Source organism: Blastopirellula retiformator (assembly GCF_007859755.1).
In the GTDB taxonomy this organism is placed as follows: domain Bacteria; phylum Planctomycetota; class Planctomycetia; order Pirellulales; family Pirellulaceae; genus Blastopirellula; species Blastopirellula retiformator.
On the sequence record NZ_SJPF01000004.1, the window covers coordinates 402772 to 428417 of the forward strand.

Genomic DNA, 25646 nt, shown 5'->3' on the forward strand with positions numbered 1-25646 from the left:
CAGGCCGCGACTATTCGCCCAAGACGGCCGGGACGCGAAAACATTCGTCGTCCCGTTTCGGAGCGTTCGCCAGCGCTTCGTCGCGCGGCAGGGAAGGGGCGACCTCATCCGCGGCGAACACATTGAACTGTTCAACCGCGTGGGCCATCGGTTCGACGTCGGTCGTGTCGAGCTCACCTAGTTGCTCGACGTAACCGACGATATCACTCATCTGCCCAGTCATCGTCGTCAGCTCTTCCTCCGTGAGGAGCAGCCGCGCCAATAGCGACACCTTTTTGACGTCGTTTTGAGAAAGGCTCATCGCACGAATCTCCAGCGTCCAGGCTATAGATGAATTCCGAAACCGAGCCTACTTCGCCACTTTTTCTTCCGACGGCAACTTGAACGGCTTGTGGCGAACGACCTTCTTCACGCGGCCGCTGCGGATGCACTGGGCGCAAACCTGCATCGACTTGTGCTGACCCGACGGAGTCACCGCTTTGACGGTCTGCAGGTTCGGCTTGAACTTGCGACGGGTGATGCCGGTGATTTTGGTACCGACGCCGCCGAGGTACTTCGCTTTACCACGGAGAGTCACCTGGTTTCCGACCTGCGGACCCTTGCCGCAGATTTCACATGCTTTGGCCATTGCCGTTTCATCCTGTCTCTATTGGAGCACTTGTATTGGCGCGGAAACCGCCAATATAGCAATTGCGAGGTAATCAGCAACCGGCGTTTGCTGGCGCCGCGAGAAATCGTACGGCGTTTTAAGGAAGAGAAGACGCAGCTATCACCAGAATTGATCCCCCAAGGCACCAATAGCCGACCGCTGAATTGCCGCAAAAGAAGCTCCGATGCGCTGATAGGCACCACTAATCCACGATTAATGCGCGCAAAGGAAATTAATTCTCCACAGCAATTATTTTCCACCTTGCGAGTTTCAGATCCCCCTAGTAGCCTGAGGCGATCATGACGCCTAACAGCTACCGTCGCTTTCCGATTTCCTCTGACCGGCCCTCTCCGCCGTAGCGGCAGCGCGTGCGTCCATTGTCTCTTGCTCGCATTCTTCATCCGGCAGGCTAGATCTCCCCAGGAGCCTGGCGGCTGAACTCGATCGACCTTCACACCCATAAATATCGACCGATGCTCAATTTTTTCCAAAATCGGCAGCAGAACATCAAAAACGACCTCCTCTCGGGGCTGACCGTCGCTTTGGCCTTGGTGCCGGAAGCGGTCGCGTTCGCCTTCGTGGCAGGGGTCTCGCCGGTGATCGGGCTCTACTCCGCTTTCTTTCTGGGGCTGCTAACCGCGATCTTCGGCGGCCGGCCTGGGATGATCTCCGGGGCGACCGGCGCGATGGCGGTGATCGTCGTATCGCTGGTAGCGGTCCACGGCATCGAGTACATGTTTCCCGCCGTCATCCTGTGCGGGCTGCTGCAGATCACCTTCGGGCTGACGCGGCTCGGGGTGCTGATCCGGATGGTGCCCCATTCGGTGATGCTGGGGTTTGTGAATGGCTTGGCGATCGTGATCGGCATGGCCCAGTTTGGCAGCTTTCAAACGATCAGCGACTCGGGCGTCCTCAGCTATCTGAGCGGTCCGCCCCTGTGGATCATGTTGGCCCTGACCGCGGTAACGATGCTGATTATCTGGCAACTGCCAAAGTTCACCCGGGCGATTCCCTCGTCGCTGGCAGCGCTCCTGCTGATCACGATCGCCTCGGTGGCGATTAACCAGACGCTCGACAAATCTTGGACAGCGCCCAATCAAGAGCATGTTGTGATGACGGTCGGCGACATGCTGCTGACCAACGCCAAATCCAAAGCGGCGACCGCGGCCCGCGGCGACGTCGCGACCGACGCGCATGGCGCCGCAGTTGTGGACGCAAACGCCGAACTGACGCCGGAAGTCGCCGCCGCCATGGCGAGCGTCACTCCGGAAACGACCGGCATCTCCGGCGGACTGCCGCGGCTCTTCTTTTTGGAATACGTGCTGCCGCCGCTGACCTGGGAAACGCTGCTGATCATCTTGCCCTACTCGTTCGTCCTGGCGGCGGTCGGCTTGATCGAATCGCTAATGACGCTGACCCTGGTCGACGAAATCACCGAGACCCAAGGTAGCGGCAACCGCGAGTGCGTTGGGCAGGGGATCGCCAATGTCGTCTGCGGTCTGTTTGGCGGTATGGGTGGCTGTGCGATGATCGGCCAATCGCTCATCAATGTGAACTCGGGCGGTCGCGGCCGGCTCTCAGGCGTCACCGCCGCCGTCTGCTTGTTGGCGTTCGTGCTGTTTTTGGCGCCCTGGATCGAGATGATCCCGATGGCGGCGCTGGTTGGCGTGATGTTCATGGTGGTGATCGGCACGTTCGAGTGGGCGTCGCTGCAGATGTTCGGCAAAGTGCCGGCCAGCGATTATTTTGTGATGCTGGTCGTCGCCGGCTACACCGCCGTGATGCACGACCTGGCGACGGCGGTGATCTTGGGGGTGATCGTTTCGGCCCTGGTCTTCGCCTGGCGGCACTCCAAGAACATCGGCGCTGACATCAAGATCAACGAGGAAGGCGCCAAGGTCTATCAACTGCATGGGCCGCTCTTCTTCGCCTCGGTGACGAGCTTCAAAAAGCTGTTCGATCCGGAGAACGATCCCGAGGACGTCGTGATCGACTTCTACTACACCCGGGTCTACGACCAGTCAGGCATGGAAGCGATCACCGGCCTGACCGAGAAGTACGACCAACTCGGCAAACGCCTGGTGCTGACGCACCTGAGCCCCGAGTGCCGCAAGATGCTCGACCGGGCCCATAAGATCGTCACGGTCAATCACGCCGAAGAGCCGCAGTACCACGTGACGACCGAGCGGATCTTGAAGGTGGAGAAGACGAAGGAAGAGACGCGGGCGTAGCAAGCCCTCGTCGCTCAGTTAGCTGCCTGTTGAAAAATGCCCTCGTGGCATTTTTCAACCTCGCCAGGCTCAGAGCATAGCTCTTCGCGGCTCGCAAAAATGGCGTCGTCATCCGGCAAGAGATGAAAAAACTCTAACAACCGATCGAGTTCTTGAGCCGTATTTTCGCCGGAGAAGTCTAAGCCATTTTGAGCGGCAGGACGCGTTGCAACGACCCAATACTCATACAGGACTTGCGGAACAATACAGGCCTGAAGTTCCGATGTAAGCAATCGCGTCGTCGCATCGACCGCGGCCGAAAAATGAACGGCGTTCGGCTGCGACGTCCGAACAAGAATGCTTGTATCGACGAGAATGGGCATCGAATCGAAGCCTCACTAGTAAATCGATTCGCGACTGTCGTCGACATGGTGATTTACTGCCGAATGACCTACCGCCCAGTCGCGAAATTTGGCCGCCAAATCTTCCGAACGTTTGGACGGCGCCGATTGCTGCTCAGCCTTAAGCAACATCAGGGCGTGCACTAGCGCAGCCTTTTTATCGGCAAAGGCGCCACTGGAAACGGCGTCTTGCAAGATCGCTTCGTATTGACTTGGTATGTCTAAGGTCATGGCCGTCGGCTCTTCAGGAATTGGCGGATACCTTTAGCTTGATCATTATCCTGGGAAAATGTCAACGAAAAAAGGGATGCTACAGCGAGTGCTGACCCGTATAGAGGGCGCCAAGCGGCAAAATACTCCTGGAAAGTTGCGAAAGGCCGACGCTGACTCGATTGGACCACCGGCCTTGCCTACCGCCGCTGCGGCCCGATCTCCAAGTCCAGCTCGGTCGGCGTCCCCGCTTCGACAGTGATCTTCTGCTTGTAGCCAATCACCAGCGCTTTGCCATGCGGGGTGATGTCGGGCTGGACGTTCTGCATCGAGTAGGCGTCGATCGAAACGGTCAGCGGGCCGCTCTCAACGCCGCGGCCGCTTTCCGCCGTGTTGAACTTCCCCTCTTTGATCTCCGCAAACCCGACCATGCCTTGATTGCCGGCCGCGGCGTCGGGCGAAAACTGGATGACGCCGATTGGTACCGGGTTGCCTTGATAGGTAACTCGACCCGAGATCGTCTGCAGCGTCTCTTCTTTCGAGCTGCATCCGGCTGCCAGCAGCGAAACGGCCAGACAAGCCGCAGCAACGCGGCAGGCATGGCGGAAGTTTTGAAACGTCGACATTCGAGGCGCCTTCGCAAACGAGGAGATGGGGTCGCAGGGATCACGAATTGGCAAGTCGTGGGGCAGGGGAGCGAACTACGGAATTTCGACCACCTCGCCGCCATTGCGGCTCGCCATTCCCAGGTAGTTGCTCATGTCGATCGTTTCAGGGATGAATCGCACACTGCCGTCCCCCAAGGCGAAGTTGGCCCCGCCGGGATGATGGCTGCCAAATGGTCCGTTATTGCTGAAGGCCGAGTAGACGGCGCTGGTGCTGTGCAAGCCGATATTGATCGGCCATTTGACGCTCTTGTAGGTGAACGCCCCCATCCCGGTCGAGCCGCCGTAGTCGACCATCCCCAGCGTGTATTCGCGATACGCGGTGTAATCGTTCCAGCAGATTTCGCCAAAGGCGAGCGTGTTCGAGGTTCCATCGGTGATTCCCTCAAACCCGATCGAGGTCCGCACATCGTTGGTCGCCAGCGTAAACATTCCTTCGGTCGCGATCTCTCCGGGGATTTCATCCAGATAGTTGTATTCCGTGTTGCCGTTGGCGGCGTTCTCTCCGATCGGCCCCAAGATTCCGTAATAATGCGTGGTGTAGTACTCGCATCGCGAGGCGACCGAACCGGAGTAGCGATCAACCGAGCCACTGGGGCAGCGAATGCTCTCCATCGGCGCATCGAGCAGCAGGTCCAGGTTGCTGGTCGAGTTCCAGTTTTCCGTATCGCGATAGCGATCATAGAAGGCGCCTTGCTCCATAAAGGGCGCCAGCCGCACCCAGAGACTCATGCCGCTGGCGCTGGCGGCGTCATAGGCGGCCGCCGGAAGCTTCCGATGCGTATCGGCATAGTTGTGCAGCGCCAGCGCGGCCTGCTTCAGCTGATTGGTGCACTGCATGCGCCGCGCCGCTTCGCGGGCCTGCTGAACCGCCGGCAAGAGCAACGCGATCAAGACGCCAATAATGGCGATCACTACCAGCAGTTCGACCAGGGTAAACCCAGGCCGCTTGTGCAAAGAAATTCGTAACATGGCCATGCCTCGTTGAAGATGAGATAGATCAGATCGTGAGCGTGAATCGGGGACGCTGCTAGCTCGGTATCTCCGGCAGTTCAAATCTGGCCCGATCGGGGCGGCTTCGCAACGCATTCGCCGCCGCATTGTCGACAAACGTCTCGGTGGCGGCGTCAAACCGCAGGGTCGGGCCAAGGCGGTAGCGGCCGCGCGACAGGTCGACGTCGCCGAGCGTGACCAAGTGCCGCTGCATCGCTTCCCACGACTCGGCGGCCAGTTGATTGTCAGCCAGGCCTTCGGGCGATTTGGCGAACGGAACTTCCTGGCCCAGGCGATACGACGTGTTCCCCAGGTGGGCCAGCACGGCCGTTTGATGACCATCCAGAACGTCGCTGGCGAGATCCTCTTTCTTGCGACTGCGAACGCAATCGATGAAGTTCTGGAAATGGCGGACGCCGTTATTCTCGGGCAGACCGTCGGCAGGGGCGTTGGCGATGCTCTCGCCTGTTTGTTTGCCGCGGGGATAGAACTTGCCCCCTTGAACCAGGCCCGCGTCGGTCTGAAAACCAATCGCCATCCGGATCGGGCTGTCGTAGTCGAGGCCGCGCTGTTGGCAAACCAACTTCGTCTCACCAAAGTCGAACGCCGTCAGTTGCGAGTTGGGCGTTTGCCCCTGATCGTCGTAGCCAAAGCGGCCGCCGATGCTAACGACGCTTTGCGGCGCGGCGCCCTCAGGCAGCGCCCAACGGACCATCTCAAACTCGTGCGAACCGAGATTCCCCAATTCGCCGTTGCCATAGTCCCAGATCCAGTGCCATTGGTAGTGCACCAGGTTGGTTCGGTACGGATTCATCGGCGCCGGGCCAACCCACAGGTCGTAGTCCAGCTCACGCGGCGGGGCGGTCGACGCTCGGATGCCGATACTTTTCCGCGGCCGAAAGATCTGAATGTTGGCCGTTTGCAGTTTGCCATACTTACCGCTGCGAATGTCGGCCGTGTAATCGCGCCACTTGGGGTCGCTGCGCCACTGCGTGCCATGTTGCACGATGCGGTCGTACCGCTGGGCCGCCGCCACCATGCGCTGGCCTTCGACGATGTTATGGCTGCACGGCTTTTCGACGTAGACGTCTTTGCCGGCCTGGCATGACCAGATCGTCATCAGCGCATGCCAATGATTGGGCGCGGCGATCGAAACCGCGTCGAGCGACCGATCCTCTAGCGCCTCGCGCACGTCCTGCACGCACTTGGGCGTAAAGCCGGTCTGTTGCTTGACGGCGGCGCGGCGTGAAGCGAACAATCGACTATCGGGATCGATCAGGTACGCGATCTCAACGTTTTTCAGACCGCCATAGACGCGCATGTGGACCTGGCCGCGGCCATTAATTCCTGCGACCGCGACCCGTACGCGATCGTTGGCTCCGATCACTTGCCCCGATGATTTCGTGCCGGAAATTACGAACGAGGCGCCGACGCCGCTGGCCGCTAGATACTTGAGCGCCTGACGGCGACTTTGCTGATGCATAACCAATTCCCTACTTCGTTTCGCGACAGAACGGCGGACCAACCTATGACGGCTGCGACAGGTCGGGCGAAACTTCCTTTAGATACGGTTTCAACGCGGCGAACCGCGCTTCCACTTCGGCGACCTTTTCGTTGTTCATTTTGAATTCCGTCAAGATCGGCGTCGTTGGGATCGACTTGTTGGGACCATAGACGCGCGAGAGGAGATTCTTAAAGACGCCCCGCTTTTTCCAGATGTACAGGTTCGCGTCGCGTAGGCCGCCCGGCTTCACTTTGACCATCTGAATGAACTTGCCGAACATCTCCTCCAGCTTTTCGGGATCATCGCCGCTTTGCTGCAGGCTCCAGATTTCCGTTAGCAAGTCAGCATAGGCGGCCCGCTCGGTAATCACTCCCTCCGAGCCGAGACGCGATTCTTCCAGCCAATGGAAACCGCCGCGAGCGCTAAAGACGCGGCGCACCGGCGGACGTGCCGCCAAGGAAGTTTTCATCCGCTCCAGCACATCGCCTGCTTCTTCTTTGATGTAGCCGAAGTGAGGAAACTCGGCGGCCAATTCGATCATCAACTTGGGCGACGGTAGCGGTCCCTTGTAAGCGACGCCGCCGGTCGTTTGCAGAATCACCGGTCGGGTCGCCACTTGAGCCAGCGCCCGCCAATACTGCCGCAGGTCCTCTTCGGTCTTTCCGGAGTCAGGCGGTCGCGAGATGATCGCCGTCGGGTTCAGCTTTTCCGCATGCGCAGCAAACTGCAGCATCTCGGCGGTGTCATTTCCCTGAACGCCCAAACACAGCGCTGTGGCTGACCCGCGCGTCGTTTCGGCCAGCACCTCCATTCCGTTCCGCTTTTCGTCAGCGGTCAAGAGATCGATGCTGTCGCCCGACTGCGGCCAAATCATGCCGGGCGTTCCCGCCCAGGCGACGAACTTCGCCTCTTGCGCCAAGACGTCGTAGTCGACCTCGCCATCTTCGGCGTAAGGGGTCGAGAGGATCGGAAATGGCCCGCAAACCTTCGGATCGGGCGCGACTTTTTCTGGACTAGTTTCGTCAGCCGCCAGCAAATTGGGCAGCGCCGCTGCCGCCATCAGGCCGGATGCTCCTCCGATGGCCTGCTTCAAGATGGTTCGGCGGGGGATGAGATGATTGGTCGCCATGAAGCTCCTCGATCACGCGAAATTCATTTTGCATATTGCATATTACAGTAAGACCCACGGAACCGGCGAACAAGTAGAACCTTCGAAAAATTCCGTAAACTTACGGATCGACACCACCCGCCAAGATTAGGGACAATCTTCGTAAGTACTCTCCAGAGAACAGCTTCTATGAAAAACCAGGGAACCTAGCAGTCCGTTGATTTTCTCGACGGACTGCGTGATCGCAGGGATGCGATCCCAAAATAGCGACGTAAGTCGTTATTTTGCGAGCCGCGAAGAGCCACGCTCTGAGCCTGGCGAGGTTGGAAAATGCCACGATGGCATTTTTCAACAGGCAGCTAGGCCGAGTTCGATTCGCCAAATCGCTCGGCCACGTAATCGGCCAGCCAGGTATCCAGGTGCTTGGCCAGCGCCTGTTGCGAGGCTTCGCGATCTTCGGCCAGCAGGGCCTCAATGATGGCCAGATGCTCCAGATTCTCTTCCCGGCGGACGAACCGCTCGGTCGATTGCAGCTCGAGATAGTAAGCGTCGCTTAGCGCTTTGTAGATCGTCGAATAGCGGGCGATCTCTTCTTTCAGCCGCCGATTTTGGCAATAGAACGCGATCGTCCCGTGCAGTTGTGCATCGATCCGCCGCGTCTCTTTGCTCGAGATCATGCTCGGCTCGGCGGCGATTACCTGCTTCAGATCGTGCTGCAGCGTCAGCAGTTGTTCCCGCGGAATCGTTCCGCAGGCACAGCGAATCGCTTCCAATTCCAGAATCTTACGGACCTGGCACAGATCGCGGGCCTCTTGCGGGCCGAACTCGCGCACCCGCACCCCTTTGTGAGGCAGCACATCGACCATGCCTAGCGACTCAAGCTCCATCAGCGCTTCGCGCACTGGCGTTCGGCTGACGCCAAACTGCTCGGCCAATGGCTGAACGGTCAGCTTTTCGCCGGGTTGAAATCGCCGAGCAAAGATAGCGATCGCCAAACGCTGACTGACTTGCGAGCGCAAACCGCCGCGCTGCAGAGGCTTGGTCAAGTCGCCAACCGACGTCGGGGCATTGTCATCGAACTCATCGAGAGTTTCCATACTGGATATTATATGCAAAAAGCAGCCGGGTTTTGAATTCCGCCTTTTTCGCACCCAAAATTTGCGTAAAGCGAGCTACCGTCGCCATATAGGTTGGTCCGCCCATGGGGCTGCAGGTTGTTTCGTGCCGCTTGGCCAACGATAATGCGACTTCCCGCCACCCATCCCCCGGAATCCCACCATGAAGATATTCCTCCGCTCGCTGCTGATCGTTGCGCTCTTGGCAAACGTCGCCCTAGCCCAAGCTCCTGCCAACAACGAACCGACCAACGCCGAAGAAGCGGCCGCCAAAAAGGCGAGAGAAGCCGCCGAGATCGACGCCCAGTACCAGGCCTGGATTGCGACGCTCACGCCGCAGCAGCAAGCTTGGGAAAAAACGCTGCAGGCCGAGCTGGGCGGTTTTTATCTGCCGATCCACAAGAAAGAAAAAGTCAAAGGCCGCTCTAACGCCTGGGACTTTGTCGCCGACGATCCTAAGCTGCCGCGGATCTTGCTGATTGGCGATTCGGTCTCGCGAGCCTACACGGGGACCGTACGGAAACAGCTGGACGGCATCGCCAATGTTCATCGCGCGCCTGCCAACTGTGGGCCGACGGCGACCGGGCTGAAGAAGCTGGACGTATGGCTGGACGACGGCAAGTGGGACGTGATTCATTTCAACTTTGGCATCCACGATCGCAACACGCCGCTGGATGATTACAAACAACGTCTGACCCAACTGGTCGAGCGGATGAAGAAGACCGGCGCGATGGTCGTTTGGGCCAGCACGACGCCGATCCCGGATGTCGAAGCGAAGAAGTTCACCGCCCAGTCGATCATCGATCGCAACAACGTCGCCGCCGAAGTGATGAAAGAACAGGGCGTAGTCACCGACGATCTTTACTCCGCGATCCTGCCCCGTTTAGACGAACTGCAACTGCCGGAGGACGTCCACTTCCGGGGCGAAGGGAATACATTTCTCGGTAAGCAGGTGGCGATCTTCCTCCAAGAAAACCTGCCGCAGGTCTACAAGCTGTCGAAGCGAGCCAGCGAGCTTGATCCGGCCGCCGCCGAACATCCTGAGATCGGCTTTGTCTTCGCCGACGCCAAAGGCAAGCCGCAAGACTTACAGCACGCGATCGTCGACACCCGCAAGCCGCAAAAGGGGCAACTGGTGATCTGGCTGATGGCCCACAACGGCACGTTGTTCGATCGACTCGCCAGCTACGGGCTGCATGCGATTCAGCCCCATTACGCCAACCGATGGTTCGGCATGATCGACGCCAAGCAGCGAGACGATGGCGAAAGCCTGGGCAAGATTCGCCTGGAAGCGGCGACCGGCGAAGACTTCAGCCCCGTAGTCGACATCCCGAAAGCGGACGGGATGAAGACCCGCGCTCTCCACTTCGTGAAGTACCTGGCGAAAGAAAACCCGGCCGGCAACTGGAAGCAGTTCCTCAACGACGATCAAACCGATCTGCGGTGGGACAAAGTGATCATGGCTGGCGCCTCACACGGCTCGACCACTTCGGCCCGGTTCGCCAAGCATCAAAAGGTGGCCCGCGTCGTGATGCTGTGCGGCCCGCGTGATCAACTGGACTCGTGGCAAGGTCTGCCGTCGGCGACGCCACAGAATCGCTACTTCGGCTTCAGCCACGTCTTGGACGGCGGCTGGACCGGCGATCACTACTGCCGTTCGTGGATCATGCTCGGCTTGGCCAAGTTCGGTCCGGTCGTCAACGTCGACCAGGTACCCTATCCGTACGAGTCGTCACGCCGTTTGATCACCGACGCCGACGTGAAAAAGGATGCCCGCCGCGCCCACAGCAGCGTCGTCCCCGGCGGCTCGGCGGTCAAAGACGCTGACGGGAAGTTCATTCACGAAGAGGTTTGGCGATACCTGTTCACCTACCCGGTCGATGACGTCGGCGAGGCGGTTGAACCGGAGTCGGACTGCATGCTCGATCTGCGGAAGTAGTCGTGGCAAATGCGAGACTCAGAATGCGGGCTATTCGCCAGCGCCATAGACGCTGAATGCTTCGCTGTAACGACGAGTCGTCAATGGACGTTCCTCCTCCGAAAGTGCGAGAACCCAAGCCGCGTTGATCACTTGTTCGGTCAGCTTCTGCCGATCAAGCCCCGGCGGAAGCGTGTCGTCACTTGGCGCGGAAACGTCTGGGCAAAGCCGTTTTAATACAACGCGTCCCTCGTCAGTAATGGGTATCGTCGCTAAACGACATAGTAATTGCTCGCGCGTCAATTCGCTAAGCGTACGCGAGCTCTTTCGCACTGCCTGACTAACGGAAACGCCTGGCTCGAAAACGTGCGAATAGAACTCACCGCAATAAAACGCCGTTGCAAGATCGTAGACCGGCCAAGCGGAACTGACGACTGCCGACGCTCCCATTTCTAACAAGGCAGAAGGAAGACCAACCATCTCGTTGCCAAAGGATACGCCGTCGACCAATCCGCTTTCACAAGCACTCAAGAAGACGAACGGAGGAAACTTCTCGCCAAGATGCCGTTGGAGCTGACGCATCGAAATGGGTCGGTCATGCAATACTAGTTTCGTAAAGTCGAGGAATTTCCAAGCGAACGTTGCGTGACCTGCAAAATGCAAAGTTTCGACATGTTCAATGATCTCCGAAAACGTCTCAAACGTCGCTTGATCGCCTAGATATAACGAAACATTCCTTTCATCCCCGGCCAAACGGCGCCAGACCAGGTAGGCCTCAATGATCGACATTGGCAAGTCGCTCGCCGGCGCAAATATCGCCGCACTCCTGTGTTCCCTGGGGCAGACCGATTTCCGTCGCAGGTTCATCCAGGCCTCAATCGACGGTATCTGTCCTACCGCCAATCGCTCTGGACAACCAAGGTGAAGCGGCAACAAAGATAAATCGCTTGTACCGGAGATGAGAAGATGATCTATCGTGTGCGAGAGCTTTGGCAAGACAGGAGAAAACAGCTTGCTCTTCACAAATTGGGCTGTCCTGTCGAGGCACGCGTCGAACTGAGTCGTCGCCGCCACTCGTGCGAGGTCTGCCAGTTCGGCCGAGGCCGGCAAGAGATAATTCAGCCGCGAATATAACAAGTGATACGAGTTGTAATATCCCGTAGCTTTTTCGGCATTCTTTTCGGCGATCGCCGCGAGAACTTCATTGCAGCGATGTCTCGCATCGGCCGGATCGTCTTGTCTCGCCGCCATTGCCTCTTCGTCCCCGCGAGCTTCGTCAACTGCCGTCTTGTGACACCCAGACAGCATTTCTTGCCAACCCATGACCTCGCGATCTGCCGCATAGACGATCCGATCAACGTCAGTTTTTGATACGACGTCAAAGAGCGTAATATGATCTATCCTACCTGCCTGCACCAGATAAGCTTCCAGTCCGAACGCTCCCTCGGAAATGTGAAGTATGGCAAGTTTCATGGGGACTTGTAAATCCTGGCCGGGAACGAAACGTCGCAGTTCTTCCAGGTGCTCGCGAACTTGCCAATTGTCTTCAATTATGGAGGCGCGTGCGCCCGCAATTTTCTTCAATCCAGGTAAGGCCTCGTCAAAGTGCATGGAAGCGACGTCGGGAAGCGAATCCAAGAGACCGAGACGTCGCTTGTACTCTCCCCAACTTTGATTGAGTTTTTTTTCGACCGCCTGTCGCAACAATAATTGCTCGGTTAGTCGGACCGACTTTCCTCGGTCGACCTCACGCACCGCCTCGTCAAGGCGTCCGAGTTGGGCCAAGTAACTTGCTCTCTCGGATCGGGCAGGAGCGAACGCTCGCAACTGATAGAGACGTTCCTCAATAGAACGACATTGAAGCAGCGTTTGAGCAAGGAGTTCGCTCAATTCCAGAAGTTGGTCCGCGGCCTCGCCAAAGTCGTCTCGCAGCGCATATATCCTCGCAGCCAACCGCTTCGCATCAACGTACCCACCAAAGTTGCCCGCTTCCGCCATTTGCTTGATCGCCATCAATGCGTAGTTTTTCGCATCTTCGAGACGTGCACTTTTCCCCTCTCTCTCCCAACGTCGCATATTGTGACGAGCTTGCGCCATGTTGATGCTATAGGGTGGCCATGAAGGATGATTAATCGGCCAGCCTGCCTGGGCGTCCGCGAATGCGGCATCCGCCTGGTCGCCGACAAACTCGACTTCCGTCAACGCAAAGTCATACAAATGGGAATAGGCCAGCGCAATGTTGTATCGGTTTTTCGCAGGCGCAATACCGGCTGGAGCGCTTTCCCAAAACGTAATCGCGTCGTGAAGCCCTTCAATAGCTGCACTTCGTTCCACATCGTCCATCGTTATTTTCAAATGCACCAGCCATAACAACCCCAGAGAATTCTTCGCTAGTGCGACATAGTGGTCGAACCCATGCTTCTGTGAAATGTCAATTGCAAACTTCAGGGCGTCTTCCGCCTCCCGCTTGTCATCCCAGCTATGGAGTCGTTCGTAACGCGTTCGCATCAACGTGGCCCGCATTCCTAGCGCCTGGATCAACTGTTCCCAGCGACTTCGCTTCATTGCGTACTGGATTACCAGCCCCAATTCTAGGTCGGCTTGGTGCGAATCCTGATCGCGGTCCCGTTGTTGGTAGAGGGCCAGAAATTGCTCCGCTTCAGCGAACCTTTGTCGCGCTTCGTCGTCGGATTGAATTCCGTTGAAGTAGACCGACACTTATCGCCTCCGATCTTAGGTGGTGAATGAGCGAGCCAATTCACGACGACTTGGACGTCTCCTTGTCGACCTCAAGATAAATTTTCTTCGCCCCTAGGTCCTTTGCCATTGCCACATACTCTTCGATCTCGTGCATTGGGGTATCAGAGGGAACCTCAACCCGAGCGTCGTTCTCGCCAACAATAACAATCGTTCCTTTGTTGCCAACTTCCGCTTGAACAATCTTCAGAAGCCCAACGAGAATTGTCGTCAGCACCGTGCCTATCGCACCTACGATCGCCACGATGATCGTCGGATCTGGAGCCAACATTCTTTGCTGATTGGGCAGATAGACCAGTTCATACTTGGCCGAATCTCCATCGCGAGATTTAGACAGTTCGGTGTAGACGCCATCCAAAGGAATGACGAAGGAGCGGATTTCAAGACGATCCATTGGAAACTCTTCCGTTTTTGACCCAGGTCGAACAGATGATCGCGACGGGACGTTACCCGTGGGCGAACGCCCGAGCAGATGTCTTAAACTCGTCCCGTAAGGATCCCCCTAGATATATCCGCTCACCTATCGGTCCACAACTTTCTTCTCGTAGAAGTTGATAATCTTCACTTCCAGCGATCATCCGCACCGACATCCAAAACGCGAATAATCCCATGCTATCCGCGCGCTCAAGTGACTGATTCCGATCGTTCACCCCCAAAGCGTCTTCGCGATCACAAACATCGCCACCGCCACAATCACCACGGCAAAACCTTTTTGCAGCACGGTGGCTGACAATCGTTTACCGATCGTTTGGCCGGCGAACAGGCCGCCGACGCCGCCGGCGATGAACAGTAGCGTCAGGACCGGTTCGATCGAGCGGCCGAGCAACAGATGCGACGTCACGCCGCTGACGCTGACAATGGCGATCACCATCAGCGAGGCCCCCACCGCTTTGTGGATCGGCATGCTGGTGAAGAAGATGAGCGCCGGCACGATCACAAATCCGCCCCCCACGCCAAACATGCCGCTCAGGATGCCGGTGATCAAACCAACCGCCGACAGCATCATCGCGCAACGTGAGGTCAGCAGCAGTTGACCGTCGGCATTGCGGCGACACGTTGCCGGCGCCTCGTCCGCGTCTGACTCGCAAGTGATCGGCTTGGCCGCCGCCTTTTGCCATAGGCGAACCGCGACGACCAGCATCAGCAGGGCGAATAGCGATAGCAAGAGCGTCTCGCTCATCCGCCCCGCAATCAGCGTGCCGAGTGGGGCGCCAATCATGCCGGCGACGGCGAACAGCAGCCCGGTCCGAACTTCAACATCGCCATGTCGCAAGCGAGCGAAGAACCCGATCAGCGAGGTCGCTCCGACGGCGGCCAGCGAGATGCCGACCGCCTCGTACATCGAAACTCCCATGCCGTAAACCAACAGCGGCACGGCGAAGATCGCTCCACCGCCGCCGGTCAGTCCGAGCGACAGACCGACAATCGCGCCAAACAGCAGTGCGACGGGTGACATGGGATGACCTCCCTTTCCCGCGGCGCGCGGCCTAAATGCCGGCGCCAGACCAGGCCGTTTCCAAGGGCAACTGAGCGGCGCTGTAGGCCTGGATTCCGCCGCTCATGTTGGTGACGTCCAATCCGCTTCGCTGCAGCAAACTGGCGGCGATCGACGAGCGAGCGCCGCTCTTGCACTGCACCACGTACGACTGCAACGGATCGAGTTGATCCATATTTCGCAACAGTCGTCCCAGAAACTGATGCTGGGCGCCGGGGATGTGACCTTGCAGGAACTCCGCTTCCGACCGCACGTCGAGCAGCGTCACCTGTTTTTCCTCGATCGCCGCTTGCAGTTCTGCCGGCTTACCGCTGGGGTACGACTCGGTACGCAGTCCGGCGTCGCGAACCGCCGCAGCGTCAAAATAGCCGCTGATCCGATCGATGCCGATCGAGCGGAGCGACGTCAAACAGGTCGGCAGCGTCTCGTCATCCACGATCAGATAGATCGGCTCTTCGTAGTTGACGAAGAAGCCGGCCCACTGCGACAACATTTTGGTCGGAATGTTGATCGTGCCGGGGACATGCGCTTCGCTGAACAGGCTCGACGGCGTCACATCGATCACCAGGCGATCCTCCGCGATCGAGGCCAGACCAGCCGGATCCATCGCCGCGACCGTTTGCAGGTCGGACAAGATTTCGGGGCCTTCCCTATTTACCCGCTTCATCACGGCGAAGTAGAACGGGGTCTCCGGCTGATCGGCCAAGATATAGTCGACAAACGCTTGCTCGTCGTCGTACTGCAGCGCGGGGTTGAATTTCTTCTCGTAGCCGACGGTGCTCGACGGAATCGCTCCCAACCCTTTGCCGCACGCGCTGCCGGCGCCGTGGGCGGGCCACACCTGCAAGTAATCAGGCAAATTGCGGAAGCGCTCGACCGACTGGAACAACTGCCGGGCGCCTTGTTCGGCGCTGCCGACCACGCCGGCCGCCGTTTCCAGCAGGTCAGGCCGGCCGATCGAACCGACAAACACAAAGTCGCCGGTGAAGATTCCCATCGGTTCGGACGCGCCGCCCCCCTGGTCGGTCAGCACAAACGAGATGTGCTCCGGCGTATGTCCTGGCGTATGCAGCGTCTGCAGCTTCACCTTGCCGACATAGAACGCGTCGCCATCTTTCAGCAGCTTGGCGTCAACCTTGTCGGCGTATTGATACTTCCAATCGGCCGGACCTTCGTCCGACAGGTAAAGCGTCGCGCCGACACGATCGGCTAGCTCGCGCGAGCCGGAGACGAAGTCGGCGTGGATGTGCGTTTCGGCGGCGCCAACGATCTTCAGCCCGTTCGCCTTCGCCGCGTCGAGGTAAGGCTGCACGTTGCGGCCAGGGTCAATCACGATCGCTTCGCCCGACTTCTGGCAACCAACCATGTAGGACGCATGAGCAAGCGCCGTGTCGTAAAAGTATTTGAGTAACATCGCCTGACTCCTTTCCCCAAGTCTTTATTAGAAATATCGCAACATTACGATATTTGATATCAAAAAAAGAGGCGACGCTACGTCGCCGCCTCGACTCCAAATCGACTTTCGATGCAATGCAGGATGTCTTGCAGGTGGGGTTCGGCGACCGAGTAGTACACCTTCCGCCCATCCTTTTGACTGTTGAGGAATCCGCACCGCTGCATCAGGCGCAAATGCTCCGACGCCATCGGGCTCGGAATCTCACACGCCTCGGCCAGTTCACCGACGGTGTAATCCCCCTGCAGCAACATCTGCACCATGCGCAGGCGATGGGGATGCGCCAAGATCCGCAAGCATTCGGCGGCTTGCCCCAAGGCGTCTAAGGTCGTCAGTTTTAGTTTTGGCGTAGGCATCTTCCGTTCCTCTCTCTCCAAATATATCGGAACATTCCGACATGTCAAGTCCGCGAATCCGACCGCCAACCGACGATTTATTCTAAATTAGTTCACGCCTCGCGATAACTAGATATTATACGCTCAGTCAAACCAGCCCAGTTTCTCTCCCGATATTCGTCGCTTAATTGCAACGCCTGCGCCGCAAGAACATTTTTTTCCTGAAAGCCGCATGTCCGTCAACACGCTCGAAATCATCCCCCCAAACCGCCCGATCACCATCGGCGCCATCCTGTTCCCGAACATGGACCAGATCGATCTGACCGGCCCGCTGTCGGTCTTGGCCCGGCTTCCCAACAGTTCGCGACAACTGCTTTGGAAGCGAATCGAACCGATTCACGATCATCTGGGTTTGGGGCTGTTGCCTGATACGACGTTTGACCAAGCGGGGGCGATCGACCTGTTGCTGGTGCCTGGCGGACCGGGGCAAGAGGAACTGATGGAGGACGAGGAAGTCCTGTTGTTCCTCCGCAAGCGCGCACCGAAAGCCAAGTGCATCTTCTCGGTCTGCACCGGTTCGATCGTCTGCGGGGCTGCAGGCCTGTTGAAAGGGAAAACGGCGACGACCCACTGGACGGCGCTGCCGCTGCTGAAATACTTCGGCGCCCAACCTTCAAAACAGCGCGTCGTCGTCGACGGCAAATACGTCAGCGCTGCGGGACTCACCTCCGGAATCGACGGCGCCTTGATAGTGGCGGCGCTGCTGCGCGGCGAAGAAGTCGCCCAGGCTATTCAACTGGCGATTCAATATGCCCCCGATCCACCGTTTGATTGCGGCGAACCTGACTTAGCGCCCCCCGAAACGCTGGCCATCGTCACGCAGCAAACGGCGGAATTGACGGCGCGGCGCGAAGCGACGGCCAAGCGAATCGCAGCGAAGCTGGGAATTGAAGTCTGAATCACACCGAGCCAACGTATGCCCATCGACAACGTCATCCTCGAAATGTTCGGCCCCGATCCCCGGATCCTAGAGATCGCGGCGATCTTTAGCGCGAAACAATACGGCCAGACGGCGGAAGGCAAATCCGACGCAGGCCAAGCCAGCTACTACGCCGCCCTTGAAATCGAAGTCGCCGCCACCGAAGACGAAGAGAGACTAGACGCTGCTTTAAGCTGGATAACGCATCACGCGTCGCTGCTGGCGGAGTTCGACGGCGAGAAGGTGCTCGAAATCCAATCGCATCTATCGGCCAACGACGGTAGCCGCTCGCTTTGTCTCGACCAAGCGTTCATCGACGCGCTCGCTGAAAATGGACTGCGACTGCGTCACCAAGTTTCGCGCGAGATTGTCGACCGTCTCCAATTGGCGCGTGAAGGCGTCGTGGCGCATGAAGGGATCTTGCCGCTCGACGATCCAAGATGGTCCCAGCTAGCCGACGCGCTCGGCGAGACTTTCGAGTGCGGGCAGATGTTGCGGCAGCTACTAGAAACCGGACCAAGCGAATCAATCTGGGACGTCTGCTGGAACCGGCTCGTCTATCAAGAATCGATTGGTGAGGTCAGCTACGCCGCCGCTCCCTATCTAGCCATGTTCGTTTGTCATTCGGCCGAGATCGACTGGAACGCGTTGGCGATTCTCTCGGCAATCGAACTTGCCCGGCCAGACGGTCCGCCGCTTCCGCCAGAGCTTGCCGAGCCCTACTTCGTCACACTCCACTCGGTGCCGCAGATGCTCGCCAATCATGCGAGCCAACAATGGGACGAACTTGTCACGCGCTGCGCCGCGTCGTGCATCGCGTTGGCCCGGGGACAACGAGAGTTGGGGCGAATCTATGCCGAAATGAGCCTGGCCGAGGGGCTTGCGTGGCTAAGGCGAGAGGGCGAGTAGCAAAGTCATGGTCATTGCGCAAACGCGGCAGATGCCATCCCCTCTCCGCCGGCCCAAGCGATGGAAACATTTTGAGATTTTGTCTTTTTTTCGCCGAGCAAAGGACTGCTCAAGGCCACCCGTCAATGCTCATCTACCAAACCTTAACGAGATAAAGAATGCCATTAAAGCGGAAATTTCCTCCAGTATACCCGCAATAAAACCAGAAAGGTCGGAAAAGCATCTCAATTCCATGGCAAAAATTCTCATTGCTGCGATGGTCGGTGCGTGGCTACGATCTCCGCGATATCCCCTCTTTTTCTAAAAAACCTTGCATCTTGTGAGCCGCCATGTACCGCTCCAGCGCCCGATCTGGATTTACGCTTGTCGAACTGTTGGTCGTCATCGCCATTATCGGCGTGTTGATCGCGTTGTTGCTTCCGGCCGTGCAACAAGCCCGCGAGGCGGCTCGGCGTACGCAATGCGTCAGCAACATGAAGAACGTCGCCCTGGCGATGCATAACTATCACGACACGTACCAAAAGCTTCCCTACTTCGGCTTTGGCCCAAAGTTGTTTCCTGGCGAGCCCGGCGACAAGCTCGACACGATCTCGTGGTATGGCCGCGTGTTGCCGTTCTTGGAACAACAGCCGCTCTACGACACGCTGAACTGGAATGTCCGGGTCAATGCCGGTAACAACGTCGCCTATCGTACGACGTCGCTGTCGGTGATGTCTTGTCCGTCCGAAACGATGACGATCGGCGAGTCGAACAGCACCCCGACATGGTGTCATCAACGGGCCAGTTACGCCGTCTGCGTCGGCAGCACCAACTACCGTCAGGACAACGCCAACAACTGGGACGGCACCTGGACCTATCAGAACGGGGGCTCCGCCTTTACGGTCGATGGCATTCATGGGCTAGAAACGGTCACCGACGGCACCAGTTCGACCTTGATGGTCAGCGAAGTGCCGACCAATCAGAACGAGACGGGCTACCAAGGGACCTACGGCGTCACGATCTTCACGTCGGGCGCCGGGTTTACCGGGTATCTAAATCCCAACACCACGGCGGTCGTCGATGGCGGGCGTTACTGCTGGCAGCCGGAAGACTACAAGCGCAAGATCCAGTGCAAGTATGTCCTCGACTACTGGTGGGGCGCTACCTTCCCGGCCATGAGCATGCACCCAGGAGGCGTCAACGCCGCCCACTTCGACGGCTCGGTGACGTTTGTTCCCAGCACGATCGATATCTGGACGTGGCGGGCCATGTGTTCGACGCAAGGAAGCGAAGTTATCTCGGAATAGCGTTTCGCCAGGTACTCTCTAAATCGATCGACAACGGGAACAAATGGATGACTAGCTTCGGTTCTGGACGTGCACTCTGCAGTTGCTTTCTGGCGGCGGCTCTTATGGCAATGCTGGGATGCGGTTCCAACGATGGTTTGATCGCGATCTCCGGCGAGGTGACCTTCGAAGGAGCGCCGATCGAAAAAGGCTCCATCTCGGTCATGCCGATCGATGGGCATGGTTCGCCGGCCGGCGGCGAAATTAAAAACGGCCGCTACACGGTGCGAACCGTCCCCGGCGAACAAACCGTACTGATCTACGCCCAGCAGCAGGTTGAGAAACAAAACGCCTCGGCCGCAGACATCGATCGAGGCCTGAACGTCTACGAGCAACAGTTCCTGCCGGCGGCGTACAACGATCAGTCGAAGCTGCGCATCAAGGTCGACGACTCACACCGCAACTTCAATTTCGCGCTCAATCAGCAAGCGGACGTGCCGGTTACTGCCGCCGAGTAGATGGTCGGGACCGGATAGATAGTTCGGGGCGGGTTAGCAGGGTTGTGGTCCGCACAGTGTACAGTGTATAGACCGTACACAAAGCGGGCCCTACGCCAACGGTCAGCCTTTGTTTGAACCAGCGAGCAGATTCCCTCGGCTTGCGCACTCGGGCTACAATTGGGGCCTTTTCGCTGGCTAGTCTTGCCGCGGGAACTTCCGCAAGATCTCCAGAACCTCGCCATGGACGCTCTTGGCACACCCCACCCCCTCTTGGTGGTGTGCGGTCGATTCGCCTTGCCAGTCGGTGAAGATGCCGCCAGCTTCCTCGAGGATCGGCTGGGCGGCCGAGGCGTCCCAGACGCTCATGATCGGGTCGACCATCACCAGGGCTCGTCCTGTGGCCACCAGGACGTATCCGTAGGCGTCGGCCCAGGTCCGGGTCAGCCAGGCGGCCTCTTCCAGCTGGTCGTACGCCTCTTTGGCCCCCCGGGCGGCAAATTTGCTGGCCTGGGATGTCACAAACAGACCGTCCGCCAGCGGGGTGTCGTTGTTTACCTTCGCCGGCTTTGGCTCGCCGCCGGCGCGCACATGCCAAGCGCCATGCCCGGTCGCGGCGTAGACCAACTCGTCGAGCCCCGGGATATAGATCGCGCCGATCGCCGGGCGCCCTTCGTACTCGATGCCAATCATCGTGCCATACAGCGGAACGCCAGAGACGAACGCCTTGGTGCCGTCGACCGGATCGACGATCCAGCGGAAGGGACTTGTCCCCTTGTGGGCGCCATATTCTTCGCCCAGCAAACTGTCGTCCGGAAATTGCTCCAGCACCCGCGCCCGAATCAGCTCTTCCGCCTGACGGTCGGCGATCGTGACGGGGGAGTCGTCCGACTTGCTTTCGACGACCAGGCCGTCGGTTTGAAAATAGGTGAGCGTTCCCTTACCCGCTTCGACGGCGAGCGAGCGAGCGAGTTCTAGACGTTCAGCAAACAGTTGGGGCGTGTTCATACGGGAGAGAATAAAGGAGGGAAATAAAAGCTGACAACGGGGAGTTGCCGCTCTTTCGCCAAACGGGGCAAGTTTTTGGCATCTTCACCGAAAAAGGTGGGTAACGGCGGGGGCGTTACGGCAGCCGCGGGTACTCGCGGCAGATCGCCAGCACCTCGGGCATGACATGCGGATTGGCGCCGATCCCTTCGCCGCTGTGAATGGTCGGCTCGCCATGCCAGTCGACGAAGGCGCCTCCGGCTTCTTCCATGATCGGCTGAATCGCCGCGGCGTCCCAGACGCTCAGCATGGGATCGACCATCGCCACGGCCCGGCCGGTCGCCACCAACAGATAGCCGTAACAATCGCCCCAGGTGCGGGTGATGAAGGCCGCTTTTTCCAGACGATTGAAGGCCTCAAAGGCGTCTCGGCGGGCGAAGGTGTTGACCTGCGATGTGACGAAGACGCCGTCGGCCAGCGACTTCGCGTCGCTGACGCGGGTCAGCGTCGGCTCGGCGTCTCCCTGTTTGTACCAGGCGCCACATCCCTTGGCGGCGTAGACCATCTCGTCCAGGCCGGGGATGTAGATCACGCCGGCGACGTTCTGCCCCGCCTGCTCGATGCCGATCAGGGTTCCGTAGAGAGGCACGCCGGCGACAAAACTCTTGGTGCCGTCGATCGGGTCGATGATCCAGCGGAAGTCGCCGGTCCCTTCGGTGACTCCAAATTCTTCGCCAATAATGCCGTCGGCCGGGAACCGCTCGGCCAGTTGGTTGCGTATATAGGTTTCGGCCTCGCGATCAGCGACCGTTACCGGCGAGTCATCCGACTTGCGGTCGACCACCAATCCCGCCTTTTGAAAGTGTTTTAGCGTTCCGCGTCCGGCGGTGACGGCAAGCTCTAAGGCCAGCTTGAGACGATCGGCGATTTCGGGCGAAGTGTTCATAAGAGGGAAAGATACGGCGCCTGTAGGCGTTACGACAACCAGGGGTGGCGATTTCGAGGCGAACCTAGCCGAGCGGAGCGCCTCCTTCTACACTTCGGTATCAAGCGAACCGTCGCAAGGACCGCAACACCCATGAAGGAAATTAACGATAGCCAAATCACGCAAACCGGGCCGAACTTCTTCGTTCGACCCCAAAGCCGATCGGAAAACGCTGCAACTGTGCCGCCAGGTGCTGGAAACGCTAGAGATGGTTCTCTCGGGCGAGATCGACGATGATCGCTTGCCGATCCTGCACGTGGTCGAAGTCACTCCGGCGCCCGACAGTTCTCGTATGTTGGTAACGATCTCAGCCGACATCGCCGAGACCGACGATGACCCCAACGAGATTCTAATCACGCTCAGCGAGTACGCCGACTTGCTGCGTATGGAAGTCGCCGCGGCGATTCATCGGAAGAAGGCGCCGATGCTCTTCTTCCAATTTACTCCGTATGCGAACTATCCGATCGACCCTACCGATTGATCCAAACTTCCGCTCGCTATCACTGCGTCCAACTTTTAGGGCAAGTACGGAACAACTAGGATAGCCCGAACAAGCGGCTATTTCGGGGTGCGGAGCACCGCTTCCCTGCGAATCGTCATGTCCTATCGATCAGCATAGCAGTCCGTTGATTTTCTCGACGGACTGCTAGAGCGTTTTTCTGATAGCTGTAACGTTTCTGGCGCCGGTGAGGCAAGCTGGTCAAGGCGACCGAAGCAGGCGAATCCTCAAGATTCGTCGATGCAGGTCAACGCCGACCAGCGCGGCCGCAACCAGCCAGAACGATACAGATGGAGGAAAACCGCTCTAAAAGTGTGATCAGCGAAAACAACGCCGCCAAGTAAGCATCCCCAATAGCCCTTACCCCTCACGCTTTTTTTTGGCAGGAACCCGAACAAGTTGGCGGCTGATTTGGCCGAAGAATACGAGATGACCGAGCTTGAAGCTTGGCGTCTGGCGTATGAGTATGCCATGGAACAAAAAGAAGACGTCGCCGGCGCTTCGGCAGCCGCCGACTAAGCCCAAAGGCCGCTTTTGCCGCCGCTCGACCTGCGATTTTGCTTGTCGAATCCTTCCGTTGATTGGATAATGAATGCTAGGCGGATTATCCGCTTCGTTAGCAACCAACGGCGGAAGGGGACGAAATGTGCAGTAATCCAATGGGCGGCAGCCGAAAATCTGGGAGCCGAATCCTTTGGCTCTTAATCTTGGCGTCGATCTTGATCGCCTCCCCGATGGCGATTCAAGCCCAGGAATTGCGCGGCACGCCCAACGGCAAGTACAACAACAATCCGACCTTTGGCAGCTTTGGAACCGGCTCTAGCAGTCGCCATCATTCCCACAGCGGCCACAATTCCAACAATTGGAACCGGGGCGGAAACTGGAATCGCGGCTGGAGCGGCGGCGGAAGTTGGAACCGTGGATGGAATCGCGGTTGGGCGGGTCCCGGCTACTGGCCCGGTGGCGGCGGCATCTATAGTTTCTACGGCGGGTACTATCCCGCGTACGGCGGTATTACGCCTGGCTATGGCTGGTCACCCAATTACTACCAGTCGACCGTCTACGCTTCCAACTATTGGAATCCCTACGGCGTCTACTACCGTCCCAGCGATCAATACACCGAGTACTATCTGCCTCCGTACGAACCGGCCGAACTCCGTTGGGGCCCGCAAGCGCTGAAGCAGTTTTACGGACTGCCGCGGACCTTCGCGATGGAGCCGCTTCTCTCCGGCAACCTGGCCGATCTGCCGAACCCCACCTATCCGACGCTGACGCCGGAGTTGCTGCGGGTCGCTTTGGGCGAAACCAAACCGGCCGGCATGCCAGAGCCGTCGCAACCCGCGGCCCGCGAACGGGCGTCGCGCTACGTCGGTTTCGGCGATCGGCTCTTCAAAGAGCAAAGATTTCATGAAGCGATGGCGAAATATCGCGACGCCGTCGCCGCCGCGCCCGACTTGGCGGCGCCGCAGTTTCGGCTTGGCCTCGGCTACGTCGCGACCGGCCGCATGGAACAAGGCGCCGAAGCGTTTGAGCGCGGCATGCAGCTTCAGCCGCAGTACATCTTTACCACCAATTTCAATCTAGAAGAGCTGTACGCCGGCAATCCCCTCGCCAAAAACGCATTGCTGGAAGGGATGGCCCGCAAGACGCTGAATGATCCGACCAATGCCGACAACCTGTTTGACGTCGGCATCGTCTTGTACCTGGATGGCCAGCACGCCACGGCGCGTAAGTACTTTTCGGCCGCCCGAATGCGGTTGGCCGGGGCCGACGATTCGCACTTGGTTCCTTTCCTGGCGCAGCCCGGACAAGACGCAGCCGCCCCCGGCGGCCTCAATTTGTAGCCCCTCGGCGGCAGGGCGACTTTCGAGAGCCATCTTTTTCGCCGCCGAGAATTCGGTATCCTAGATGACATTCAATTGCAAATAGCCATTTCCGGCACCTCGATTTTTCTGCTCTTAGGAAACACGACTGATGCGTATCACCCTGACCGGGCTGCTGTTGGCAACCGCCATTTTCGGCTTTAGCGCGACGATGTCGATCGGCTGCACCTCTTCGACGCCGGCCGAGACCGAAGATCACGATGACCATGATCACGATGACCACGATCACGAGCATGGCGATCACGAGCATGGCGATCACGAGCATGGCGATCACGAGCATGGCGATCACGAGCATGGCGATCACGAGCATGGCGATCACGAGCATGGCGATCACGAGCATGGCGATCACGACCACGACGAACATGCCGGCCACGATCATGGCGAGATCGGCCCCAACGGCGGTCATATCGTGGAACTCGAAGGGGGCGACCTTCACCTGGAATGGGTTCACGCCGAAGGCAAACAACCGGCCGACGCCGAGAAGATCATCACCTTCTACGTGCTGGACGCCGACGGCAAAAAGGAAATGCCGATCGCGGCCGAAGCTCTGACCGTCAACTTGACGACCGGCGGCGAGACCAAGAAATTTGAAGCGAAGGCGGATCGCCCCGAAGGCGCCGACAAGACCGCCAAGTTCGTCCTGACCGACGAGTTTGCGGCCACGATCATGCTGTCGGAAGAAGTCGACGCGGTCGTCTCCTTTAAGGTCGACGGCAAAGAGCTGAAAGCCAAAATCGAAGATCACCATCACCACTAATAACCAGGTGATCAGTCGCAACCACAAAACGGCCCCATCGAGGGCCGTTTTCTTTGGGACTCTCCAACTCTC

25 protein-coding genes are annotated in these 25646 nt (G+C 58.5%); 9 read left to right on the forward strand and 16 right to left on the reverse strand.

The window, feature by feature from the left end; translation table 11 throughout:
• Positions 1–10 precede the first annotated feature (10 nt).
• Positions 11–301 (reverse strand): Asp-tRNA(Asn)/Glu-tRNA(Gln) amidotransferase subunit GatC, encoded by a 291-nt coding sequence (gene gatC, locus Enr8_RS17575; protein WP_146433949.1) that lies wholly within the window; start codon positions 299–301, stop codon positions 11–13.
• A 48-nt stretch (positions 302–349) separates the two neighbouring features.
• Positions 350–628, reverse strand: coding sequence for a 50S ribosomal protein L28 (gene rpmB / locus Enr8_RS17580; protein WP_146433951.1), 279 nt, complete (start codon positions 626–628; stop codon positions 350–352).
• Positions 629–1122: 494 nt separating this feature from the next.
• Between rpmB and Enr8_RS17585 the strand changes: the two genes are divergently transcribed.
• Positions 1123–2880 carry a SulP family inorganic anion transporter gene (locus Enr8_RS17585; protein WP_146433953.1) on the forward strand — a complete coding sequence of 586 codons (1758 nt, stop codon included), beginning with the start codon at positions 1123–1125 and terminating at the stop codon, positions 2878–2880.
• Positions 2881–2894: 14 nt separating this feature from the next.
• On the opposite strand, the gene Enr8_RS17590 is transcribed toward Enr8_RS17585, so the two are convergent.
• The 7 genes from Enr8_RS17590 to Enr8_RS17620 all read right to left on the reverse strand — a co-directional run bounded on the left by Enr8_RS17590 (position 2895) and on the right by Enr8_RS17620 (position 8837).
• Positions 2895–3242, reverse strand: coding sequence for a type II toxin-antitoxin system VapC family toxin (locus Enr8_RS17590; RefSeq protein WP_146433955.1), 348 nt, complete (start codon positions 3240–3242; stop codon positions 2895–2897).
• Positions 3243–3257: 15 nt separating this feature from the next.
• Positions 3258–3491 carry a hypothetical protein gene (locus tag Enr8_RS17595; RefSeq protein ID WP_146433957.1) on the reverse strand — a complete coding sequence of 78 codons (234 nt, stop codon included), beginning with the start codon at positions 3489–3491 and terminating at the stop codon, positions 3258–3260.
• A gap of 179 nt (positions 3492–3670) precedes the next feature.
• A complete protein-coding gene (locus Enr8_RS17600) occupies positions 3671–4096 on the reverse strand; it encodes a hypothetical protein (RefSeq protein WP_146433959.1) in 426 nt (141 codons plus the stop codon).
• Between the two features lie 75 nt (positions 4097–4171).
• The gene (locus Enr8_RS17605; RefSeq protein WP_246120139.1) at positions 4172–5107 is read right to left on the reverse strand and encodes a DUF1559 domain-containing protein; all 936 of its coding nucleotides are present in this window, start codon (positions 5105–5107) and stop codon (positions 4172–4174) included.
• 58 nt (positions 5108–5165) lie between these two features.
• Positions 5166–6611 (reverse strand): Gfo/Idh/MocA family protein, encoded by a 1446-nt coding sequence (locus tag Enr8_RS17610; RefSeq protein WP_146433963.1) that lies wholly within the window; start codon positions 6609–6611, stop codon positions 5166–5168.
• A gap of 43 nt (positions 6612–6654) precedes the next feature.
• The gene (locus Enr8_RS17615; RefSeq protein ID WP_146433965.1) at positions 6655–7761 is read right to left on the reverse strand and encodes a dihydrodipicolinate synthase family protein; all 1107 of its coding nucleotides are present in this window, start codon (positions 7759–7761) and stop codon (positions 6655–6657) included.
• 338 nt (positions 7762–8099) lie between these two features.
• A complete protein-coding gene (locus tag Enr8_RS17620; RefSeq protein ID WP_146433967.1) occupies positions 8100–8837 on the reverse strand; it encodes a GntR family transcriptional regulator in 738 nt (245 codons plus the stop codon).
• Between the two features lie 181 nt (positions 8838–9018).
• On the opposite strand from Enr8_RS17620, the gene Enr8_RS26255 reads away from it, so the two are divergent.
• On the forward strand, positions 9019–10794 hold the full coding sequence (locus tag Enr8_RS26255) for an SGNH/GDSL hydrolase family protein (RefSeq protein ID WP_246120140.1): 1776 nt from the start codon (positions 9019–9021) through the stop codon (positions 10792–10794).
• Positions 10795–10824: 30 nt separating this feature from the next.
• Here the strand turns inward: Enr8_RS26255 and Enr8_RS17630 are convergent, their stop codons facing one another.
• From Enr8_RS17630 to Enr8_RS17650, 5 genes are all read right to left on the reverse strand, one after another.
• Entirely contained in the window at positions 10825–13491 is a 2667-nt protein-coding gene (locus Enr8_RS17630; protein WP_146433969.1) for a CHAT domain-containing protein, read from the reverse strand.
• Between the two features lie 40 nt (positions 13492–13531).
• Positions 13532–13924: a hypothetical protein gene (locus Enr8_RS17635; RefSeq protein ID WP_146433971.1), complete on the reverse strand. Its 393-nt coding sequence runs from the start codon at positions 13922–13924 to the stop codon at positions 13532–13534.
• A 252-nt stretch (positions 13925–14176) separates the two neighbouring features.
• Positions 14177–14986, reverse strand: coding sequence for a sulfite exporter TauE/SafE family protein (locus Enr8_RS17640; RefSeq protein WP_146433973.1), 810 nt, complete (start codon positions 14984–14986; stop codon positions 14177–14179).
• 31 nt (positions 14987–15017) lie between these two features.
• On the reverse strand, positions 15018–16439 hold the full coding sequence (locus Enr8_RS17645) for an MBL fold metallo-hydrolase (protein WP_146433975.1): 1422 nt from the start codon (positions 16437–16439) through the stop codon (positions 15018–15020).
• Positions 16440–16516: 77 nt separating this feature from the next.
• Positions 16517–16834, reverse strand: a complete 318-nt coding sequence (locus Enr8_RS17650; RefSeq protein WP_146433977.1) for an ArsR/SmtB family transcription factor — start codon at positions 16832–16834, stop codon at positions 16517–16519.
• A 211-nt stretch (positions 16835–17045) separates the two neighbouring features.
• Here Enr8_RS17650 and Enr8_RS17655 point away from each other — a divergent pair, with 211 nt between their 5' ends.
• The 4 genes from Enr8_RS17655 to Enr8_RS17670 all read left to right on the forward strand — a co-directional run bounded on the left by Enr8_RS17655 (position 17046) and on the right by Enr8_RS17670 (position 20484).
• Complete coding sequence (locus Enr8_RS17655) at positions 17046–17771, forward strand: DJ-1/PfpI family protein (protein WP_222434894.1); 726 nt, start codon at positions 17046–17048, stop codon at positions 17769–17771.
• An 18-nt stretch (positions 17772–17789) separates the two neighbouring features.
• On the forward strand, positions 17790–18701 hold the full coding sequence (locus Enr8_RS17660; RefSeq protein ID WP_146433979.1) for a hypothetical protein: 912 nt from the start codon (positions 17790–17792) through the stop codon (positions 18699–18701).
• A 329-nt stretch (positions 18702–19030) separates the two neighbouring features.
• Positions 19031–19987: a DUF1559 domain-containing protein gene (locus tag Enr8_RS17665; protein ID WP_146433982.1), complete on the forward strand. Its 957-nt coding sequence runs from the start codon at positions 19031–19033 to the stop codon at positions 19985–19987.
• 47 nt (positions 19988–20034) lie between these two features.
• Complete coding sequence (locus Enr8_RS17670) at positions 20035–20484, forward strand: hypothetical protein (protein WP_146433984.1); 450 nt, start codon at positions 20035–20037, stop codon at positions 20482–20484.
• Positions 20485–20661: 177 nt separating this feature from the next.
• On the opposite strand, the gene hisN (Enr8_RS17675) is transcribed toward Enr8_RS17670, so the two are convergent.
• Both hisN (Enr8_RS17675) and hisN (Enr8_RS17680) read right to left on the reverse strand, forming a co-directional pair.
• On the reverse strand, positions 20662–21471 hold the full coding sequence (hisN, locus tag Enr8_RS17675; protein WP_146433986.1) for a histidinol-phosphatase: 810 nt from the start codon (positions 21469–21471) through the stop codon (positions 20662–20664).
• 115 nt (positions 21472–21586) lie between these two features.
• A complete protein-coding gene (gene hisN, locus Enr8_RS17680; RefSeq protein ID WP_146433989.1) occupies positions 21587–22396 on the reverse strand; it encodes a histidinol-phosphatase in 810 nt (269 codons plus the stop codon).
• Between the two features lie 247 nt (positions 22397–22643).
• Here hisN (Enr8_RS17680) and Enr8_RS17685 point away from each other — a divergent pair, with 247 nt between their 5' ends.
• The 3 genes from Enr8_RS17685 (at position 22644) to Enr8_RS25550 (ending at position 25574) form a co-directional block, all read left to right on the forward strand.
• On the forward strand, positions 22644–22916 hold the full coding sequence (locus Enr8_RS17685) for a ribosome-binding factor A (RefSeq protein WP_222434895.1): 273 nt from the start codon (positions 22644–22646) through the stop codon (positions 22914–22916).
• A 725-nt stretch (positions 22917–23641) separates the two neighbouring features.
• Entirely contained in the window at positions 23642–24778 is a 1137-nt protein-coding gene (locus Enr8_RS17690; RefSeq protein ID WP_222434896.1) for a tetratricopeptide repeat protein, read from the forward strand.
• Positions 24779–24908: 130 nt separating this feature from the next.
• The gene (locus Enr8_RS25550) at positions 24909–25574 is read left to right on the forward strand and encodes a hypothetical protein (RefSeq protein WP_186767721.1); all 666 of its coding nucleotides are present in this window, start codon (positions 24909–24911) and stop codon (positions 25572–25574) included.
• Positions 25575–25646: the final 72 nt, after the last annotated feature.

What these genes read in the sequence shown, in the direction of transcription:
- Enr8_RS17685 (WP_222434895.1), top strand. Translation starts at nt 22,644, where the DNA reads ATGGTTCTCTCGGGCGAGATCGACGATGATCGCTTGCCGATCCTGCAC.
- gatC (WP_146433949.1), bottom strand. Translation starts at nt 301, where the DNA reads ATGAGCCTTTCTCAAAACGACGTCAAAAAGGTGTCGCTATTGGCGCGG.
- Enr8_RS17590 (WP_146433955.1), bottom strand. Translation starts at nt 3,242, where the DNA reads ATGCCCATTCTCGTCGATACAAGCATTCTTGTTCGGACGTCGCAGCCG.
- Enr8_RS25550 (WP_186767721.1), top strand. Translation starts at nt 24,909, where the DNA reads ATGCGTATCACCCTGACCGGGCTGCTGTTGGCAACCGCCATTTTCGGC.
- Enr8_RS17605 (WP_246120139.1), bottom strand. Translation starts at nt 5,107, where the DNA reads ATGTTACGAATTTCTTTGCACAAGCGGCCTGGGTTTACCCTGGTCGAA.
- Enr8_RS26255 (WP_246120140.1), top strand. Translation starts at nt 9,019, where the DNA reads ATGAAGATATTCCTCCGCTCGCTGCTGATCGTTGCGCTCTTGGCAAAC.
- Enr8_RS17655 (WP_222434894.1), top strand. Translation starts at nt 17,046, where the DNA reads ATGTCCGTCAACACGCTCGAAATCATCCCCCCAAACCGCCCGATCACC.
- Enr8_RS17635 (WP_146433971.1), bottom strand. Translation starts at nt 13,924, where the DNA reads ATGGATCGTCTTGAAATCCGCTCCTTCGTCATTCCTTTGGATGGCGTC.
- Enr8_RS17640 (WP_146433973.1), bottom strand. Translation starts at nt 14,986, where the DNA reads ATGTCACCCGTCGCACTGCTGTTTGGCGCGATTGTCGGTCTGTCGCTC.
- Enr8_RS17670 (WP_146433984.1), top strand. Translation starts at nt 20,035, where the DNA reads ATGACTAGCTTCGGTTCTGGACGTGCACTCTGCAGTTGCTTTCTGGCG.
- Enr8_RS17645 (WP_146433975.1), bottom strand. Translation starts at nt 16,439, where the DNA reads ATGTTACTCAAATACTTTTACGACACGGCGCTTGCTCATGCGTCCTAC.
- Enr8_RS17665 (WP_146433982.1), top strand. Translation starts at nt 19,031, where the DNA reads ATGTACCGCTCCAGCGCCCGATCTGGATTTACGCTTGTCGAACTGTTG.
- Enr8_RS17600 (WP_146433959.1), bottom strand. Translation starts at nt 4,096, where the DNA reads ATGTCGACGTTTCAAAACTTCCGCCATGCCTGCCGCGTTGCTGCGGCT.
- Enr8_RS17620 (WP_146433967.1), bottom strand. Translation starts at nt 8,837, where the DNA reads ATGGAAACTCTCGATGAGTTCGATGACAATGCCCCGACGTCGGTTGGC.
- rpmB (WP_146433951.1), bottom strand. Translation starts at nt 628, where the DNA reads ATGGCCAAAGCATGTGAAATCTGCGGCAAGGGTCCGCAGGTCGGAAAC.
- Enr8_RS17595 (WP_146433957.1), bottom strand. Translation starts at nt 3,491, where the DNA reads ATGACCTTAGACATACCAAGTCAATACGAAGCGATCTTGCAAGACGCC.
- Enr8_RS17610 (WP_146433963.1), bottom strand. Translation starts at nt 6,611, where the DNA reads ATGCATCAGCAAAGTCGCCGTCAGGCGCTCAAGTATCTAGCGGCCAGC.
- Enr8_RS17660 (WP_146433979.1), top strand. Translation starts at nt 17,790, where the DNA reads ATGCCCATCGACAACGTCATCCTCGAAATGTTCGGCCCCGATCCCCGG.
- hisN (WP_146433989.1), bottom strand. Translation starts at nt 22,396, where the DNA reads ATGAACACTTCGCCCGAAATCGCCGATCGTCTCAAGCTGGCCTTAGAG.
- Enr8_RS17615 (WP_146433965.1), bottom strand. Translation starts at nt 7,761, where the DNA reads ATGGCGACCAATCATCTCATCCCCCGCCGAACCATCTTGAAGCAGGCC.
- hisN (WP_146433986.1), bottom strand. Translation starts at nt 21,471, where the DNA reads ATGAACACGCCCCAACTGTTTGCTGAACGTCTAGAACTCGCTCGCTCG.
- Enr8_RS17650 (WP_146433977.1), bottom strand. Translation starts at nt 16,834, where the DNA reads ATGCCTACGCCAAAACTAAAACTGACGACCTTAGACGCCTTGGGGCAA.
- Enr8_RS17585 (WP_146433953.1), top strand. Translation starts at nt 1,123, where the DNA reads ATGCTCAATTTTTTCCAAAATCGGCAGCAGAACATCAAAAACGACCTC.